The sequence below is a fragment of the Fulvimarina uroteuthidis genome (assembly GCF_034321785.1).
GTDB classification, from domain to species: Bacteria; Pseudomonadota; Alphaproteobacteria; order Rhizobiales; family Rhizobiaceae; genus Fulvimarina; species Fulvimarina uroteuthidis.
The window spans coordinates 80,829-97,449 of the sequence record NZ_JAXLPB010000005.1; the positions used below are offsets into that span (position 1 = coordinate 80,829).

The window sequence follows — 16,621 nt, forward strand, 5'->3', positions numbered from 1 at the left end:
CGATTGATGAAGCCCCGGGTGCTGATGTAAAACCGACGTCAAACCGATTGCAAGGAAGGCTCTTTCATCTTGGAACCCTGGAATCTCGCCAGTCTCACCGAACTTTTCGCCTCCGACCCGGACGAACTCGGGGACGTCGACGTCTCCATCGTCGAGGGCACCGACGTGATGCGGGTGACCCTCAAGGAGAAGGGCGATCTCGACGTCCTCGTCACGGCCAGCGGCGACCAGGTGCTTGCGAGCGTCATCCTGGTGAAGGTCGCGGACGTGCCGCGGCGCGAGGAATTCGACCGGATGATCCTTTCGACGCACAAGCTCGTTCCGCTCTCGACTTTCGGCATCGCGTCCTTCGACGGCGACGAATGGTACGAATTGTTCGGGTCGCTGTCGGCGCGCTCCAGCGCCCATGCGATGATCGAAGAGGTCGCCGTGCTCGCCGAGAACGCGGTCGATGCAGCCAACATGATCGAAGAGTGGAAGAACGGGGAGTTCGGCCGATGAGCGTTTGGGGTAAACTATTCACGGCGGTTCGCGGCGGAGCCAACGAAGCGGCCGAGCAGGTCGCCGACAAGCAGGCGCTTCGCATCCTGGATCAGGAGATCCGCGACGCCGACAATTCGCTGCGCAGGGCCCGTTCCGACCTTGCGGGAATCATGGCGTCCAACAAGCGCCTCTCGCGCAAGATCGAGGAAGCGCGCGAGAAGGAGCAGCGCGATACGGACAGTGCCCGCGCCGCGCTGCAGGCCGGACGCGAAGATCTCGCGCGCGGCCTGGCCGATCGGATCGCCACCGTGCGTCAGGAAATCCACCGCGACGAGGGCGAACTGGAGCGCATGCAGGTCAGCCAGACCCAGATGATGCGCGCGATCCAGGATACGGAGCATCGGCTTCAGCAGATGCGCCGCGAAGTCGAGAATGTGAAGGCCAACGAATCGCTCATCAAGGCGCAGTCGGCGATCGCCCATTCCCAGTCCGGCGTGAACTCCAAGCTCGGCAATGCGATGGATTCGCTCGAACGGATCCGCAAGCGGCAGGACGAGACGCGGGGCCGGATCGAAGCGGGCGAGGAACTCGCGGCACTCGAATCCGGGTCGGATCTCGACCGCCAGCTTGCCGCGGCCGGCATCGGCGGCAAGGGGTCTTCGTCGGCCGACGATGTTCTGGCGCAGCTGATGGGCGACTCCAAACCCGCCATCGGCCAATCGCGCGATCCGCTGGCGATCGATCGCAAGCCCGATTGAGATTGCCCCGACCATGCGTCGGGCGATCTGTGTCCGGCGCGGCGCGGCGGGTCTGGCCGGAGCACCCGTGCGTCCGTTGACACGCATGGGTCCCCTGGCGATCTCTTTGATGTCACGCATTGGGCTTTCCGAAGATCGATATCGGTCTTCGGACCGCTGCTCTAGGCAGCTTCCGTATGTTCGGCCCAGGCCTCCGGGACGAAATCGGGAAGCGCATCGAACGCGGTCTTGAGCGCATCCGACCAGCCTTCCGACACGGTCTTGTAGTACGGATCCTTGTCGGTGATGCGCGTGCGAAGTCCGGATGCGAAACTGTCCCGCTCGTAGAACTGCAGGTCGAGCGGAAGGCCAACCGACAGATTGGACCGAAGGGTCGAATCGAACGACACCATGAGAAGCTTGGCGCATTCGGGAAGCGACATCGTCCGCTCATAAGTTCGGATGATGATCGGTCTCCCATACTTATGCTCGCCGATCTGGAAGAACGGATTGTCCTCGCCGGCCTCGACGAAATTGCCTTCGGAATAGATGTTGAACAGCCGCGGCGGCGTGCCCTTGATCTGGCCGCCGAGAATGAACGACCCGGAGAACATCGGCGAGGCGCATTGCGGGCCTGACGAGCCGGTGATCACCTCGCGCAGGGTCTCGCCGATCAGCTTGGCGGTCTGGAACATGCTGGGCTGGGTCAGAATGGCCGGTTCGCGTTCGGACGGGGCGAGAGTGCGTTCGTCGAGAAGCGAGATGGTGGCCTGGGTGGTCGCAAGGTTGCCTGCCGAGAGAAGGCAGAGAAACCGTTCGCCGGGCACTTCCCAGGTCTTCATCTTCAGCACGGTCGATATGTTGTCGATGCCGGCATTGGTGCGTGTGTCGGACATGAAGACGAGACCGGAGTCCACGAGAAGGCCGACGCAGTAAGTCATGTTGTTTCTCCGCCAAACGATTCCGCCTGACCTTGGCGGAAGATCCTTACGCGGAGCGTTGCAACCCCTGCAATTACGGCGCTGCCACGCTGTCGATATGTTCTGATAACATTCTCGTTACCAGCGTCAGACGGTCTGGATCTGCGATTGCGACGCGGTGTTCGGGAACACATCCGGATAGAACCGGTAGTTCTCGGCGATCAGGGCGGCGACGGAGTTGTTGTCGATGATGAACGCTTCGAGAAACTCGTGCAGGCCGCTGTCGAGCACTTCGCGTACGGTCAGGGCCGACAGGCGATCGTAGATCTCGTTGACCCGCTTGGCGCTAGGATTGCGCGCATCGGTGTTCTGATCGAGGTAGGACATGGCCTCGCGCAGCATGTGGTAGCAGTGGCCGAGCGAACGCGGCATGCGCTTGTTCAGCATCAGGAAATCGATGATGTTGGGCGCGGTGTAGTTGGCATCGTATTCCCAGGCATAGGAGCGATGCGCCGAGACCGAGCGCAGGATCGACGCCCACTGATAGTTGTCGAGAGCCGAGCCGATGGACGAGTGCTCGGGCAGGAGCATCCAGTACTTGACGTCGAGGATCCGGGCCGTGTTGTCGGCGCGCTCGAGATAGGCCCCCAGACGGCAGAAATCGAACGTTTCGGTGCGCAGCATGGTGCCGAAGAACGCGCCGCGGATCAGCGCGCACCGCGTCTTCACCAGGTCAAGAATTTGCGGCAGCGAACGCTGGTTGATGGGTGAGGCGAGGGCGTTCTTGATGGTGAGATAGGTGTCGTTGACCGCTTCCCAGACTTCGCGGGTGATCGCGGTGCGGACCATGCGCCCGTTCATGCGCGCGGTGTCGATCGAGGATCGGATGGAGGACGGATTGTCCTGATCGCGGATCAGGAAGTCGATGATCTTGGCTTCGTCGGGCGCACCGTGCTTGGCCTTGTAGGACCCTTCGACGCCGGCCGAGACGAGGATCGATTCCCACTCGTCGGTTTCCGCCGACAGGTTGGTCATGGAAATTCGCGAGCCCGCATCGACGAGACGCGCCATGTTTTCGGCGCGTTCGATATAACGGAACATCCAGAAGAGACCGTTCGCGGTGCGTCCGAGAAGTGCCATAGGGTGTCTTTCCTTATCTCGCGGCGCCTGGTGAAAAGCTGTCGACCGCCGTCTCTGAGCATTGTCTTTCAAAGCGCCTGCCGGAAGGGGCCGGAGACCGGCCTCGCATCGGCAGGCCCTAGTCGCGAAGAACCCAGGTATCCTTGGTGCCGCCGCCCTGACTGGAATTGACGACGAGCGAGCCCTCCTTGAGGGCGACCCGCGTCAGCCCGCCCGGAATGATCCGGATCTTGTCCGACACCAGAACGAACGGGCGAAGATCGACGTGGCGCGGTGCCAGCCTGTCGTTCTCGAGGATCGGAACCGTCGACAGGGCCAGCGTCGGCTGGGCGATATAGTTGTGCGGGTCGTCGCGCAGTTTGCGGGCGAACGCTTCACATTCCGCCTTGGTCGAGGTCGGCCCGACCAGCATGCCGTAGCCGCCGGACCCGTGAACCTCCTTGACGACGAGATCCTTCAGATTGTCGAGGACATATTTGAGGCTGTCTTCCTCGGCGCAGCGCCAGGTGGGCACGTTCTCGAGAAGAGCCGGCCTTCCGGTGAAGAATTCGACGATTTCCGGCATGTAGGAGTAGATCGCCTTATCGTCGGAAATTCCGGTCCCGGGGGCGTTGGCGATGGTGATCGCGCCGCGCTTGTAGGCGTCCATGATGCCGGGAATGCCCAGCATCGAATCTGGATTGAAGGCTCTGGGATCGAGAAAGGCGTCGTCGATGCGGCGGTAGATCACGTCGATCGGAACATAGCCTTCGGTGGTCCTCATCTGGATACGGCCATCGATCTCCGCGACGTCCGATCCCTCGATCAGTTCGACGCCCATCTGGTCGGCGAGGAACGAGTGCTCGAAATAGGCCGAGTTGAAGCTGCCGGGCGTGAGGACGGCGACACGCGGTTTGCCCGTGCAGGCCGGCGGCGCGACGGCTTCGAGCGAACGGCGCAGATGGTGCGGATAGGTCTCCACGGGCCTGACCCGGTTCTGCGCGAACAGTTCGGGAAACATCTGCATCATCGTTTCGCGGTTCTCGATCATGTACGACACGCCGGAGGGGGTGCGTGCATTGTCTTCGAGAACGTAGAACTGGTCCTCGCTCGTGCGGACGATGTCGGTGCCGATGATGTGGGTGTAGACGTTGCCGGGCGGCGTGAAGCCGATCATCTCCGGCAGGAAGGCTTCGTTGTTTTCGAGGAGCCGAGCCGGCAGGATGCCGGCCTTCACCACCTCCTGGTCGTGATAGATGTCGTGGAGGAACAGATTGAGCGCCTCCACGCGCTGCTCGATTCCGGCGGCCAGAACGTCCCACTCGCCCTTCGACATGATGCGCGGAACCATGTCGAAGGGAATGAGCCGTTCGGCCGCTTCCTGCTGGCCGTAGACGTTGAACGTGATGCCGGTGCGACGGAAGAAGGTTTCCGCCTCGGTCGCCTTGGATGCGAGTTCGTGGGTGTCCTGTTCCTTGAACCAACGATTGAAGCGTTCGTAGGGCTGGCGGACATCGTCCTTCGGCAGCAGCATCTCGTCGAACGGTGGCACAGCGGGCTCCATGGGTCGTTGGTTCATAATCCGTTATAGAAAGCGTATGCGCGAACGAACAAGGCCGAGGCCTGCTCCTTTTTTTCCCACAAGTGACAAGGATGCCGTTTTTTGCCGCTCGAATGAGCCGTGAGGCTCCCGTCCCGCTTGCGTCGGGCCGCGCGTCTCCCGCGCTCCAGCGCAGGACCGAACGGGGCCGAGCGCCCGGCGATGTGGCGGCTGTGCGAAATTCTATGTCTGCGACCGGTGCTTTTTGCGAAGGAAAGCCTTATTTGCGCGGTCTCGACACTGAACTCAGATCACGGGGTCTCTCCTGTTGCTGGAAGCGACATCACTCATCGATCCGACGGATTTCCGCGCCGCCATGCGCCGTTTCGCGGCCGGAGTCTGCCTTGTGACGACCGATGGCGCCGCCGGACGGCGCGGCGTAACGGTGACCTCGTCCTGTTCGGTTTCGGCCGATCCGCCGACGCTGCTCGTCTGTCTCAACATGTCGAGCCCGCTCAACGAGCGCTTCGAAGCCAATGGCTGTTTCGCGCTCAACGTGCTGAGCGCCGAGAACCAGAAGCTGGCGCGGGCGTTCGCGGGCGAGGGCGGTCTCGATGCCGATGCCCGGTTCGCGATGGACGACTGGTCGACCGTCGAGACGGGTGCGCCGATCCTGAACAGCGCGTCGGCGGCCTTCGATTGCCGGCTGATCGAGACGAAGATCGTCGCGACCCACCGCATCATCATCGGCGAAGTGGTCGGCATCGCCAAGGAGATCGGCACCACGTCGCTGATCTATCTCGACCGGAACTGGCATTCCCTCTAGCCTCGGCGAGCACCCGTAAACCAACCCCAAGGGCGGACTGACCGTGACGAAATCACTGCCGGACTCGATCGATGCGACGATGACCCTGCTCGAGGGCGAGGGTTATGTCGCGGATCGTCCGCTCGCCACGGTGCTGTTCCTGGCGCTGAAGATGGGGCGGCCGCTTTTTCTCGAAGGCGAGGCCGGCGTCGGCAAGACGGAGATCGCGAAGGTGCTCGCCAAGGGCCTCGACCGGCCGCTGATCCGCCTGCAGTGCTACGAGGGCCTGGACATCTCCTCGGCCCTCTACGAGTGGAACTATGCCGCCCAGATGATCGAGATCCGCCTGCGCGAGGCCTCGGGCGACACCTCCCGGGACGCCGCGCGATCGGAGATCTTCTCGAACGAATTCCTCATCCGCCGCCCGATCCTCCAGGCGATGGAGGGCGAGCCGGGACGGGCTCCGGTTCTCCTGATCGACGAACTCGATCGGACCGACGAGGCGTTCGAGGCCTTCCTCCTCGAAGTTCTCGCGGACAATCAGGTGACCATCCCCGAACTCGGCACGATTCGTGCGCCGGAGCCGCCGATCGTGGTCATCACCACGAACCGTACGCGGGAAATCCACGATGCCCTCAAGCGTCGGTGCCTCTATCACTGGGTCGATTACCCGGAGGCGGAGCGGGAGCTGGAGATCGTCCGCCGCAAGGCGCCAAACGCGAACGCGGACCTGGCGCGGGAGCTGGTCGCCTTCGTGCAGAGACTGCGCGAGACGGATCTGTTCAAGGCACCCGGGGTCGCCGAGACCATCGACTGGGCGAACGCCCTGACCGAACTCAACGCGATCGCCCTCGATCCGCGCCACGTCTCCGACACGCTCGGCGTCATCCTCAAATATCAGGACGACATCCAGCGCCTGCAGCAGGGCGAAAGCGCCCGCATTCTCGACGCGGTCAAGCGCGACCTCGCGACGAGGGCCTAGCGCGATGGGCCGGGAGACGAACGGAACGCCCGACGCGCCCCTGCTTCTCGAGGCCGATCCCGACGGGCGGCTCGCCGACAATATCGCTTATTTCGCGCGGGCCCTGCGTCGAGCCGGCCTGAAGCTCGGTCCTTCGGCCACCCTGGACGCGATCGCGGCCGCGAAGGCGTGCGGCTTTGCTTCGCGCGAGGATTTCTACTGGACGCTCCACGCGACCCTCGTCACGCGGCGCGAAGACAGCGCCGTGTTCGACGAGGCCTTCCGGCTGTTCTGGCGTTCGCGCGAACTGATCGAGAAGATGATCGCCATGTTCTCGCCCAAGGCGCCGCCGCGTCAGTCCGACCGCCAAAAGCCGAGGGCCGGCGCGCAGCGCGCGGCCGATTCCCTGTTTGAAGGACAGGACGAGCGGACGACGCAGCAGGACAAGCCCGAACTGGAGATCGATGCCTCGATGACGTTCTCGGGCAACGAGGTTCTGCGCGACATGGACTTCGCGCAGATGTCGGCGGCCGAACTTCGCTCCGCGCAAAAGGCGATTGCCGCGCTGAGATTGCCTGAGGACACGATCCGGACCCGCAGGTTCAAGCCGGACATGCGAGGCGCGACGATCGATGCGCGCGCGACCATGCGAAGCGCCATGCGCACCGGAGGCGATCTTCTCCTGCCGCGCTACCGGACGCCGCGGCGCGTGCATCCGCCGCTGATCGTGCTTGCCGATATTTCCGGGTCGATGAGCCAGTACAGTCGCATCTTTCTGCATTTCCTGCATGCGATCATGGAGCAGCGCCGACGTGTCCATGCCTTTCTGTTCGGAACCCGTCTCACCAACGTCACGCGGCAGCTGCGGCGGAAGGACCCGGACCAGGCCTTTGCCGATTGCGCCGATCAGGTGAAGGACTGGTCGGGCGGCACGCGGATCGCCGAGGCGCTGCACCATTTCAACCGGGACTGGTCCCGCCGTGTGCTGGGGCAGGGCGCGATCGTGCTCTTGATCACCGACGGGCTGGAGCGCGACAGCGCACAGGATCTCGGCACGGAGATGCAGCGGCTGCATCTGAGCTGCAAGCGACTGATCTGGCTCAATCCCCTGCTGCGGTTCGAGGGCTTCTCCGCACGCGCGAAAGGCGTGCGAACCATGCTTGAGCACGTCGACGAATTTCGTGCCGTGCATTCGATCGATGCGATGGCCGAACTCTGTGCGGTTCTGTCGAACGCCCACCGGCCGGAGAACGATCCGAAAGCCTGGCTGCGCGCGGTACCGGCCGGCGGCACCGCCTGATTGCGGACACGGCCGCCATTCCAAAAACGCGCGCGCGAACCTAGATGGTGCGGATGAGGGCATGCGATGCGCGCATGCCGGAACGATCGATCGAGGCGAGGTGGTGCCATGAATGCCGACACGGAAATGGCCGACAGCAAGGCGCGGGCACCGGGACCTCTGGACGTTCTGCGGACGGCCGCCGATTGGGTGGGCGAGGGGCGCAGGATCGCACTCGCGACCGTATTCGAGACCTGGGGTTCGGCGCCGCGGCCCACGGGCAGCCACCTCGTTATCGATGCCGAGGGCAATTTCGAGGGTTCCGTCTCCGGCGGGTGCGTGGAAGGAGCGGTGATCTCCGAGGCGATGGACGTGATCGGGAGCGGAAAGGCGAAGATGCTCGAGTTCGGCGTCGCCGACGAGACCGCATGGCGCGTCGGCCTGTCCTGCGGCGGCCGGATACGCGTCTATGTCGAGCCGGTGACCGCATGAGAAAAGAAATCGTCGAAGGGATCAACGCGGCACGCGCCGAACGCCGCGCCGTCGTGACGGTCACGGAACTCGGCTCGGGCGCCCAACGGCTGGTCGCGGAATCGGACATCGGCGCCGATCCGCTGGCGGACATCATCGAGAAGGCATTTCGATCGGGCAAGTCCGGCATGGCGGTGACGGCGAGCGGCGAGGCGTTCATCAATGTCTATCTGCCACCTGCGCGGATCGTCCTGATCGGTGCGGTCCACATCAGTCAGGCGCTCGCGCCGATGGCTCGGCTTGCCGGCTACGACGTGGAAATCATCGATCCGAGGACCGCTTTCGCCACGCCGGAGCGTTTTGTGGGCATCGATCTGAGCGCCGAATGGCCGGACAAGATTCTGAAAGAGCGGCCCCTGGATGCCTACACTGCGATCGCCCTGATCACCCATGATCCGAAGATCGACGACGGCCCGCTGATCGAAGCGCTCAATGCAGGCTGTTTCTACATCGGCGCGCTCGGCAGCCGAAAGACCCATGCGCGCCGGATCGAGCGCATGAAGGAGGCGGGGTTCACGGACGCGATGCTCGCGAGGATCGACGCGCCGATCGGTGCCGATATCGGAGCCGCCACGCCGGGCGAGATCGCGGTCGCCATCATGGCGGCGATCATCGAGGCGTTCCGCAAGCGAAAGATGTTCGCGGCGCGCCGCGGTGAGCAGCCGGCCTCATGATCTTCGGGGAAATCGACGTTGAGGATGCCGAAGGCGCGATCCTCGCCCATGCGACACGGCACGGCACGATCGATCTGAAGAAGGGCGCGCGCCTCGAAGCGGGCGATGTCCGAAAATTGCGGGCCGCAGGGATCGAACGCATCGTTGCCGCCCGGCTCGACGACGGCGATGTCGGCGAGGATGCGGCCGCGCAACGCATTGCCGACGCGCTTGCCGGGCCGAACCTTCACGTCGGCCTGGCCGCCACGGGCCGCGTCAATATCCATGCGACATGCGCCGGCATCTTCCGGCCGGATCGCGCCCTGGTCGACGCGCTCAACGGGGTCGATCCCGGCATCACGCTTGCCACCCTGCCCGACGGCGCGGCGGTCCGCGAACGCCAGATGATCGCGACCATCAAGATCATTCCGCTGGCGGTGGCCGGATCGTCGATCGAGCGGGTGCTGGCATTGCTGGCCTTGTCTGCGGCGATGTCCGTCGCGCCGTTCGCCGCGCGGAGCGTCACGCTGATCCAGACGGTGCTTCCCGCCACGTCGGTCAAGATGCTCGACAAGACCGTTCGCGTCACCAAAGAGCGTCTTGCCAAGTCGGGTTCGGAACTCGCGCACGAATTGCGGGTTCCGCACCGGGTCGATGCTCTCGCCGAAGCCATTTCCGGGGCCCGGGCGAGTGATCTCATCCTCGTGTTCGGCGCGTCGGCCGTGATCGACCGCCGGGACGTCATTCCAAGCGCGATCGAGATGGCCGGCGGCGAGATCGACTATTTCGGCATGCCGGTCGATCCCGGCAATCTGCTGCTGCTGGGACATTTCGCCGGCCGGCCGATCATCGGAGCGCCCGGCTGCGCGCGCAGCCCGAAGGAGAACGGCTTCGACTGGGTCCTCGACCGTCTGCTCGCCGGCGAGACCGTGAACGCGGCCACGCTTCAGGGGTTCGGCGTCGGCGGTCTGCTGGCCGAAATCGAGATGCGGCCGCGGCCGCGTCAGGCATCGCAGGGGACCCGCCCGGTTGCCGTCGACATCGTCGTTCTGGCGGCCGGACGCTCGCGGCGGATGGGGGAAGGCAACAACAAGCTCCTGTCCGACATCCGTCCCGGCGTGCCGCTCGTCCGGCACGCGGTTACCGCCGCCCTGTCGGCCTCCCGGGCATCGAAGGTCCATGTCGTCCTCGGGCATCGACGGGACGATGTCGAAGCCGCGCTCGCAGGCCTCGCCTTCGAGCCCGTGGTGAACGCCGGATATGCGGAGGGGCTGTCGAGCTCGCTCAAGGCAGGGTTCGAGGCAGCCGGTGCTGCGGACGGGATTCTGGTCCTGCTCGCCGATCAGCCGCTTGTGACCGGCGACGACCTCGATCAGCTGATCGCCGCGTTCGAACGCGATGAGGGACGCTCGATCGTCGCCGCGTGCGATGGAGACAAGCGCCGCAACCCGGTGATCATTCCGGCGCGGTTTGCCGAGGAGATCGCACGACTGGACGGCGATACGGGTGCCGCACCGCTTCTGGCCAGACTGTCCGCCCAGATCAGGATGGTGGATCTGGGAGAACGGGCAAGTTTCGATACGGATACGCCGGACCAGTTCCACAGGGCGCAGATGCGTCTTGCGGGAACGGGGCACGACGCCTGACGTCTTGCTGCCGGGCGTGCCGATCGAAGATGTCCGCGCGCACCCGTCTCGGACGATCCGGCCGCAGCCTTCGTCATGCCCGCTCGTCTCGCGAAAGCGATGCACGGGTCACGACGTTGCGCTGTGACCGGATAGGGTCGCGGCCCATCTGGCGACGCAAGGGCTGCGTCGCGCAAAGGGGTCCGCCGAAGGCGCAAGCCGATTACGGGCGCGCCATCTCGTCGATCAGCGCTTCGAGCGCCTTCTTGCGATCCGTCGCAAGCTTGTTGAACTTGCGCGCCATGCCGATGTCGCGGGGGCTCGGACCGATATCGCTCGGATCGTTGTCCGCCTCGTCGAAGAACCACTGGATCTCGCGGCTCAAGATATGGGCGATCTGGTGCAATCGACCGGCGGACACGCGGTTGGCGCCCGATTCGTACTTCTGGATCTGTTGCCAACTGATCCCCAGCTGCACCCCGAGCTTCTCCCGCGACAGGCCGGCCATCAGCCGGCCAAGCTTGATCTTTGCGCCCACGCTCTTGTCGATATGCGATGCCGCTTTGGTGTCGTACATGGTTTATTCCTTTTTCTTATTACGGTCCGCACGATGGCTCGGCGTCAGCCAATCGCCCCCCTGGAACCGGCAGAGCCGCATGATCGGTATGCAGGACTTACGCTACCATAGTTAGGTGCAATAGAGTAGCACCGCTACCGCGATCTGATGCCTGTTTAAAGTAGCCGCAGCGACATCGGAAGCTTTTGTTTAGATCATAACATTGTTTAGGATGTAATGCAGCATGGACCCTGCAACGGTGGGGGCCGCCTTCATCTCCATCGACCCGGTTTCCGGTGCCGGCTTCGCATCTCGCATCCCGCCAAGCGACCGCCCGAACCCATCGCACTGGCAGCAGTCCTGGAACCCATTGCAATATAGAGGAAATTTTCCCGTCATACGGGGGCGGCGTGCTTTCCGGCACAGCAGCTGGATTTTCCGACGCGTTGCGGAACGACCCGTGACGAGCCGATTCCGGCGAAGATGGGACCGTCCGAAGGAGCTGTGGGCAGCCTTGGTTTTCACGCAAGGACCGATTGCCATGCGGGAAACAGCGCATGGGGAACGATCATCTGGTAACGTTCAGTTGATCAAAAGAAATGCACGCAGGGGAGACAGGCAATCGACGGCGCGTATTTCAAGCTTCCCCACACCACGAAAAACACAGAATCGACGTCATTCGTCGAAAAATCCCACTTTTACGTTCGATATTTGAAGTACAAATCCCTGCATTGATCTTTCCGACCTGTCCGCAAGTTAAGCCACGGTATACTCACTGGTTTTTACGACCCGAACAACCCGGCGACAGTCGAACACCATCGCGCCGTCCCGGCGGCCCCGCGGCTTATGCCGGAATGGCCGATCGGACCGATGAAGGGGAGCCGGTCGGAAGGCGGCCCTCACTCGTCGCTGAGTTCCTGAGGCAAATCGCCATATCGGGCGAGGAAGACCGGTTCGTCGACCACCTCTCCCGTTTCGTCGTCCGCCACCTGTCGAAATGCGACGACGCCGGTAAATCGTCTGGCGTCGCGTTCCGCCCGGCCGATCGCCTCGGCCTCGGACCGGCATTGCGTGGGTTGGGCGGCGACCAGCCGCCGACCCTTTTTCTCGAACGCCTGGACGATGAAATAGGTCTTCTCGGTCATTCATACGCTCGCATCGGTGGCAGGGGTCCAAACCGAGCCGCGGGGCCCGTTCGGACGGGGTTCGGCGACGAAGCGATCGGGAGGGCGCGATCGCTGTTCCGAACCCGGCTGATATCATCACCACGTTCAAGTTTGGCGACAGAATGCAAGGCTCTCGGTTCGGGAACGGCCCGAAAGGCTTCGCCGCCGCGTTCCATCGAGGCTCGCGAATCGGCAGCCGGGCGGCGCCGGCGCCCTTCGCACAGGTGCGATCGCGCCGGCCGGGACGCGGGCGAGGGCGCTTTCAGCGGCGTTTCAACGCGTCGGCGAGCGCCGAACCGAGGGCGCCGCGTTGTTCCTTTCCGCCGGCCCCGCGGCTTGCGTCGCGGGCAGGCGGCGGGTTCGAAGCCGCAGGTGGCGCACCGCGCTCGCGCGGCGCGCGTTCGGCCGGTGCCTCGCCCGCGTTCTTCTTCATGGAGAGCGCGATGCGCTTGCGCTTGGTGTCGACCTCCACGACGCGAACCATCACCACCTGGCCCGCCTTCACGACGTCGGATGGGTCCTTCACGAACGTGTCGGCGAGTTGCGATATGTGGACGAGCCCGTCCTGATGGACGCCGATATCCACGAATGCGCCGAAGGCCGTGACATTGGTGACAGTCCCCTCCAGCATCATGCCGGGTTGCAGATCGGACATTTCGTTGACGCCTTCGAGGAAGGCGGCCGTTCTGAAGGCAGGTCGGGGATCGCGTCCCGGCTTTTCGAGTTCGGCGATCACGTCGCGCACGGTCATCAGCCCGAAGCCGTCGCCGACGAAGCGCTCCGCGTCGATCGCTTTCATCGCGGTCGGATCGCGCATCACCGAAGCGACGTCCTTGCCGACGGCGGCGACGATCTTGCGGGCCAGCGGATAGGCTTCAGGATGGACGGCCGAGGCATCGAGCGGCTCCTTGCCATTGTTGATCCGAAGGAACCCCGCGCACTGCTCGAACGCCTTGGGGCCGAGGCGGGGAACCTTGAGAAGCGTGCGCCGGGAGGCGAAGGAACCGTCGCGGTCGCGGTGCGCGACGATCGCTTCGGCAAGCGACGGTCCAAGCCCGGCAACGCGCGAGAGCAGCGCGGTCGAAGCGGTGTTGAGATCGACACCGACAGCGTTGACCGCATCCTCGACGACGCCGTCGAGCGCCTTGGAGAGCTTTGCCTGATCGACATCGTGCTGGTACTGGCCGACGCCGATCGCCTTCGGATCGACCTTGATGAGTTCGGCGAGCGGGTCCTGCAGGCGCCGGGCGATGGAGACCGCGCCGCGGATGGAAACGTCCACCTCGGGCATTTCCTTCGAAGCAAGTTCCGAGGCCGAATAGATCGAGGCCCCGGCCTCGCTGACGACCGCCTTCACCGGCTTCTTGCCGGGAAGGGCGGCGATGATGGAGGTGGCGAGCTGCTCGGTTTCGCGGCTCGCGGTGCCGTTGCCGATGGCGATCAATTCGACGCCGTGTTTGGCGATGAGCCTGGTGAGGGTCGCCGACGCGCCGGCGACATCGTTGCGCGGCTGGAACGGGTAGACCGTCGCACTGTCCACATGGCGACCCGTGGCGTCGATGACGGCGACCTTGACACCGGTGCGGATGCCGGGATCGAGACCCATGGTCGCCTTGGCGCCTGCCGGGGCGGCGAGCAGAAGATCCTTGAGGTTCCGGGAAAAGACCCGGATCGCCTCGCCCTCGGCGTTCTCCCTCAAAGAGCTCATCAACTGGGTCGCCAGGTGAGGCCGGATCTTGGAGCGCCATGCCCAGCGCACGACGCCCATCAGCCACTCGTCGGCCGCGCCTCCGCCAAAGGTGCGGATGCCGGCGTGCCGGGCGACCGTCGCCTCGACCGGCTTGACCGGCGAGACATCGTCCGCATCGACCTCGATATCGACGCCGACGACACCTTCCGATTGCGCGCGCAGGAGGGCCAGCACCCGGTGGCTGGGGGCCGTGGCCCATTTCTCCTCATGGTCGAAATAGTCCGAGAATTTGGCGCCGGTCTCCTCCTTGCCCTTGACGACGCGGGCGCGCAGGACGGCCTTTGCCATCAGATAGCGGCGGATCTCGCCGATCAGGGCTGGATTGTCGGCAAGGCCTTCGGCGACGATATCGCGCGCGCCCTCGAGCGCAGCCTTGATATCGGGAACCTCCTTGGTGACGAAGCCGGCGGCGAGCCTGTCCGGATCGACGGACCGGTCGGCGAGAATCGTCTCGGCGAGCCGCGCAAGCCCCCGTTCGCGGGCAGCTTCGGCGCGGTTTCGACGCTTGGGCCGGTAGGGAAGGTAGATGTCTTCCAGTTCCACGCGGGTAGCCGCCTTCATGACCGCACCGGCCAGCGCGTCGGTCAGCTTGTCCTGATCGCGGATGGATTTGAGGATGGCCTGACGGCGGGACTCCAGGTCGCGCAGATAGGTCAGGCGGCTCTCGAGCGCGCGCAGTTGAACATCGTCGAGACCGCCGGTCGCCTCCTTGCGATAGCGCGCGACAAAGGGAACGGTCGCGCCTTCGTCGAGAAGGGCGACGGCGGCAGCGACCTGCTCCGGCCGGGCGCCGATGTCCTTGGCGATCGTGGTTTCGATCGACGGTCTGCTGGCGCTCATCTCGAAAGTCCCGGTCTCATTGTCTGGCATTCGTTCATACGACGACGCATCGCCCGCGGCCAGTTTGGCGGCGAACCCCCTACGGCGCGCACAGGCGGCACGACGCGGAACGGCGGCATCCGCGAAGGCGCCGCCGTCCGGTCGCATCCCGCGTCCCGCGCCTCAGCCGAGCCGTTCGGCGTGCCAGCGCAGATGGTCTTCCATGAAACTCGAGATGAAGTAATAGCTGTGATCGTAGCCCGGCTGCAGGCGCAGGGTAAGGGGAATACCCGCGTCCGCGCAGGCCTTTTCCAGAAGCTGCGGCTTCAGCTGCTCGGCCAGGAAATTGTCGGCTTCGCCCTGGTCGACGAGAAGTCCGTCGACCTTCGCGCCGTCCTCGATCAGCGCGACGGCATCATGCTTGCGCCACGCCGCCTTGTCGTCGCCGAGATAGCCGGGCAGCGCCTTGTGTCCCCATGGAACCTGGCTCGGCGCGACGATGGGCGCGAACGCCGAGACGGCCTTGAAGCGATCGGGAAAGGTCAGGCCGATCGTCAGCGCGCCATGTCCGCCCATGGAGTGGCCCATGATCGACTGGCGTTGCATGTCGGCGGGAAAACGTTCGGCAACGAGCGCGGGAAGCGCCTGCGTCACATAGCTCCACATGCGATAGTTCTTCGCGAAAGGCGCCTCGGTCGCATCGACGTAGAAGCCGGCGCCCAGCCCGAAATCATACGCCTTCTCGGCATCGTCCGCCACGCCTTCGCCGCGCGGGCTGGTGTCGGGGGCGACGAAGATCAGGCCGAGTTCGGCGCAGAGACGGCGATACTCGCCTTTCTCCGTGACGTTGGCATGGGTGCAGGTGAGGCCGGACAGGTACCAGACCACCGGCAGTTTCGCGCCCTCGGCATGGGGCGGCACGAACACCGAGAAGGTCATCTCCGTGCCGGTTTCCTTCGAGGCGTGCTTGTAGACGCCCTGCGTGCCGCCATGGGCGACATTGGTCGAAACGGTTTCCATTCTGCTGTCTCTCCTCCTTGAAAAAAGTGTCTGGCGAACGATCCGGCTGCTGCCGTGAACCGTGTGCGAGGGCCGCTGGCGATGACTTGGGGCCCGGCGTCCCGACGGTCCGGTTCATCGAGCGGGATAGGGCCGTACGGGGCGTTCGCCCGTGTCACCGCGCTCCATGCGTCGCGGCCCGGTGCATCGCGATGTGCGAAATGCCGTCTTCGTCGTAGGGATCGGAGACGGCCACGAACCCGTGGCGTTCGTAGAAGCCGCCAAGATGAGCCTGCGCCGAAAGGACAAGGTCCCGGTCCGCGAAACGCCTTGCCGCATAGCGCAGCGCTTCCGCCATCAGATCGTGTCCATGGCCCTTGCCGCGCGCATGGCTTGCCGTCACGATCCGGCCGATCCGAACCGCCGTGCCATCCTCGGCCATGCGCAGGCAGCCCGTGAGGGTCTCGCCGACGAACTGGCGAAGATGGATGGCGTCCGGATCGTGCCCGTCGATCTCGGCAAAGGCGCAGGCCTGCTCGACGACGAAGACGAGATTGCGAAGCCGCAGGAGGTCGTGGACCTCCCGGCCCGACATCTCGTCGAACGCGCTCCACCGGAACGCGAGCGACGTCGCATCGTGCTCGATCGGCTCGCCCGCTTCGTCGTCAGGCATCATGC

16 protein-coding genes are annotated in these 16,621 nt (G+C 64.5%); 8 read left to right on the forward strand and 8 right to left on the reverse strand.

Annotation, left to right across the window (positions count from 1 at the left end):
• Positions 1 to 69 precede the first annotated feature (69 nt).
• A complete protein-coding gene (locus tag U0C82_RS14695; protein WP_322187968.1) occupies positions 70 to 501 on the forward strand; it encodes a YjfI family protein in 432 nt (143 codons plus the stop codon).
• Entirely contained in the window at positions 498 to 1,241 is a 744-nt protein-coding gene (locus U0C82_RS14700) for a PspA/IM30 family protein (protein ID WP_322187970.1), read from the forward strand. Before U0C82_RS14695 ends, U0C82_RS14700 begins: the two co-directional genes overlap by 4 nt.
• Before the next feature lie 161 nt (positions 1,242 to 1,402).
• On the opposite strand, the gene U0C82_RS14705 is transcribed toward U0C82_RS14700, so the two are convergent.
• From U0C82_RS14705 to U0C82_RS14715, 3 genes are all read right to left on the reverse strand, one after another.
• Positions 1,403 to 2,161, reverse strand: a complete 759-nt coding sequence (locus U0C82_RS14705) for a proteasome-type protease (protein WP_322187972.1) — start codon at positions 2,159 to 2,161, stop codon at positions 1,403 to 1,405.
• Between the two features lie 126 nt (positions 2,162 to 2,287).
• Positions 2,288 to 3,280, reverse strand: coding sequence for an alpha-E domain-containing protein (locus U0C82_RS14710; protein WP_322187974.1), 993 nt, complete (start codon positions 3,278 to 3,280; stop codon positions 2,288 to 2,290).
• Between the two features lie 118 nt (positions 3,281 to 3,398).
• Positions 3,399 to 4,793, reverse strand: a complete 1,395-nt coding sequence (locus tag U0C82_RS14715) for a circularly permuted type 2 ATP-grasp protein (protein WP_322188494.1) — start codon at positions 4,791 to 4,793, stop codon at positions 3,399 to 3,401.
• 382 nt (positions 4,794 to 5,175) lie between these two features.
• On the opposite strand from U0C82_RS14715, the gene U0C82_RS14720 reads away from it, so the two are divergent.
• From U0C82_RS14720 to U0C82_RS14745, 6 genes are all read left to right on the forward strand, one after another.
• Positions 5,176 to 5,625 (forward strand): flavin reductase family protein, encoded by a 450-nt coding sequence (locus tag U0C82_RS14720; RefSeq protein WP_322188496.1) that lies wholly within the window; start codon positions 5,176 to 5,178, stop codon positions 5,623 to 5,625.
• A gap of 79 nt (positions 5,626 to 5,704) precedes the next feature.
• Positions 5,705 to 6,586 carry an AAA family ATPase gene (locus tag U0C82_RS14725; RefSeq protein WP_322188498.1) on the forward strand — a complete coding sequence of 294 codons (882 nt, stop codon included), beginning with the start codon at positions 5,705 to 5,707 and terminating at the stop codon, positions 6,584 to 6,586.
• A gap of 4 nt (positions 6,587 to 6,590) precedes the next feature.
• On the forward strand, positions 6,591 to 7,865 hold the full coding sequence (locus tag U0C82_RS14730) for a vWA domain-containing protein (protein WP_322187976.1): 1,275 nt from the start codon (positions 6,591 to 6,593) through the stop codon (positions 7,863 to 7,865).
• Between the two features lie 108 nt (positions 7,866 to 7,973).
• The gene (locus U0C82_RS14735; protein WP_322187978.1) at positions 7,974 to 8,336 is read left to right on the forward strand and encodes an XdhC family protein; all 363 of its coding nucleotides are present in this window, start codon (positions 7,974 to 7,976) and stop codon (positions 8,334 to 8,336) included.
• Entirely contained in the window at positions 8,333 to 9,049 is a 717-nt protein-coding gene (locus U0C82_RS14740; protein WP_322187979.1) for an XdhC family protein, read from the forward strand. Before U0C82_RS14735 ends, U0C82_RS14740 begins: the two co-directional genes overlap by 4 nt.
• Positions 9,046 to 10,674, forward strand: coding sequence for a molybdopterin-binding/glycosyltransferase family 2 protein (locus tag U0C82_RS14745; protein ID WP_322187981.1), 1,629 nt, complete (start codon positions 9,046 to 9,048; stop codon positions 10,672 to 10,674). The genes U0C82_RS14740 and U0C82_RS14745 overlap by 4 nt, the downstream gene beginning before the upstream one ends.
• 202 nt (positions 10,675 to 10,876) lie before the next feature.
• On the opposite strand, the gene U0C82_RS14750 is transcribed toward U0C82_RS14745, so the two are convergent.
• From U0C82_RS14750 to U0C82_RS14770, 5 genes are all read right to left on the reverse strand, one after another.
• Positions 10,877 to 11,230 carry a helix-turn-helix domain-containing protein gene (locus tag U0C82_RS14750; RefSeq protein ID WP_322187983.1) on the reverse strand — a complete coding sequence of 118 codons (354 nt, stop codon included), beginning with the start codon at positions 11,228 to 11,230 and terminating at the stop codon, positions 10,877 to 10,879.
• Positions 11,231 to 12,108: 878 nt separating this feature from the next.
• The gene (locus U0C82_RS14755) at positions 12,109 to 12,354 is read right to left on the reverse strand and encodes a hypothetical protein (RefSeq protein ID WP_322187985.1); all 246 of its coding nucleotides are present in this window, start codon (positions 12,352 to 12,354) and stop codon (positions 12,109 to 12,111) included.
• A gap of 283 nt (positions 12,355 to 12,637) precedes the next feature.
• Positions 12,638 to 14,965 carry a Tex family protein gene (locus U0C82_RS14760; RefSeq protein ID WP_322187987.1) on the reverse strand — a complete coding sequence of 776 codons (2,328 nt, stop codon included), beginning with the start codon at positions 14,963 to 14,965 and terminating at the stop codon, positions 12,638 to 12,640.
• A gap of 162 nt (positions 14,966 to 15,127) precedes the next feature.
• A complete protein-coding gene (fghA, locus tag U0C82_RS14765) occupies positions 15,128 to 15,964 on the reverse strand; it encodes an S-formylglutathione hydrolase (protein ID WP_322187988.1) in 837 nt (278 codons plus the stop codon).
• A 154-nt stretch (positions 15,965 to 16,118) separates the two neighbouring features.
• Positions 16,119 to 16,619 carry a GNAT family N-acetyltransferase gene (locus U0C82_RS14770; protein ID WP_322187990.1) on the reverse strand — a complete coding sequence of 167 codons (501 nt, stop codon included), beginning with the start codon at positions 16,617 to 16,619 and terminating at the stop codon, positions 16,119 to 16,121.
• Between the last annotated feature and the right edge of the window lie 2 nt (positions 16,620 to 16,621).

What these genes read in the sequence shown, in the direction of transcription:
- U0C82_RS14755 (WP_322187985.1), bottom strand. Translation starts at nt 12,354, where the DNA reads ATGACCGAGAAGACCTATTTCATCGTCCAGGCGTTCGAGAAAAAGGGT.
- U0C82_RS14710 (WP_322187974.1), bottom strand. Translation starts at nt 3,280, where the DNA reads ATGGCACTTCTCGGACGCACCGCGAACGGTCTCTTCTGGATGTTCCGT.
- U0C82_RS14715 (WP_322188494.1), bottom strand. Translation starts at nt 4,793, where the DNA reads ATGCTGCTGCCGAAGGACGATGTCCGCCAGCCCTACGAACGCTTCAAT.
- fghA (WP_322187988.1), bottom strand. Translation starts at nt 15,964, where the DNA reads ATGGAAACCGTTTCGACCAATGTCGCCCATGGCGGCACGCAGGGCGTC.
- U0C82_RS14760 (WP_322187987.1), bottom strand. Translation starts at nt 14,965, where the DNA reads ATGAGCGCCAGCAGACCGTCGATCGAAACCACGATCGCCAAGGACATC.
- U0C82_RS14705 (WP_322187972.1), bottom strand. Translation starts at nt 2,161, where the DNA reads ATGACTTACTGCGTCGGCCTTCTCGTGGACTCCGGTCTCGTCTTCATG.
- U0C82_RS14740 (WP_322187979.1), top strand. Translation starts at nt 8,333, where the DNA reads ATGAGAAAAGAAATCGTCGAAGGGATCAACGCGGCACGCGCCGAACGC.
- U0C82_RS14750 (WP_322187983.1), bottom strand. Translation starts at nt 11,230, where the DNA reads ATGTACGACACCAAAGCGGCATCGCATATCGACAAGAGCGTGGGCGCA.
- U0C82_RS14725 (WP_322188498.1), top strand. Translation starts at nt 5,705, where the DNA reads ATGACCCTGCTCGAGGGCGAGGGTTATGTCGCGGATCGTCCGCTCGCC.
- U0C82_RS14730 (WP_322187976.1), top strand. Translation starts at nt 6,591, where the DNA reads ATGGGCCGGGAGACGAACGGAACGCCCGACGCGCCCCTGCTTCTCGAG.
- U0C82_RS14700 (WP_322187970.1), top strand. Translation starts at nt 498, where the DNA reads ATGAGCGTTTGGGGTAAACTATTCACGGCGGTTCGCGGCGGAGCCAAC.
- U0C82_RS14735 (WP_322187978.1), top strand. Translation starts at nt 7,974, where the DNA reads ATGAATGCCGACACGGAAATGGCCGACAGCAAGGCGCGGGCACCGGGA.
- U0C82_RS14720 (WP_322188496.1), top strand. Translation starts at nt 5,176, where the DNA reads ATGCGCCGTTTCGCGGCCGGAGTCTGCCTTGTGACGACCGATGGCGCC.
- U0C82_RS14745 (WP_322187981.1), top strand. Translation starts at nt 9,046, where the DNA reads ATGATCTTCGGGGAAATCGACGTTGAGGATGCCGAAGGCGCGATCCTC.
- U0C82_RS14770 (WP_322187990.1), bottom strand. Translation starts at nt 16,619, where the DNA reads ATGATGCCTGACGACGAAGCGGGCGAGCCGATCGAGCACGATGCGACG.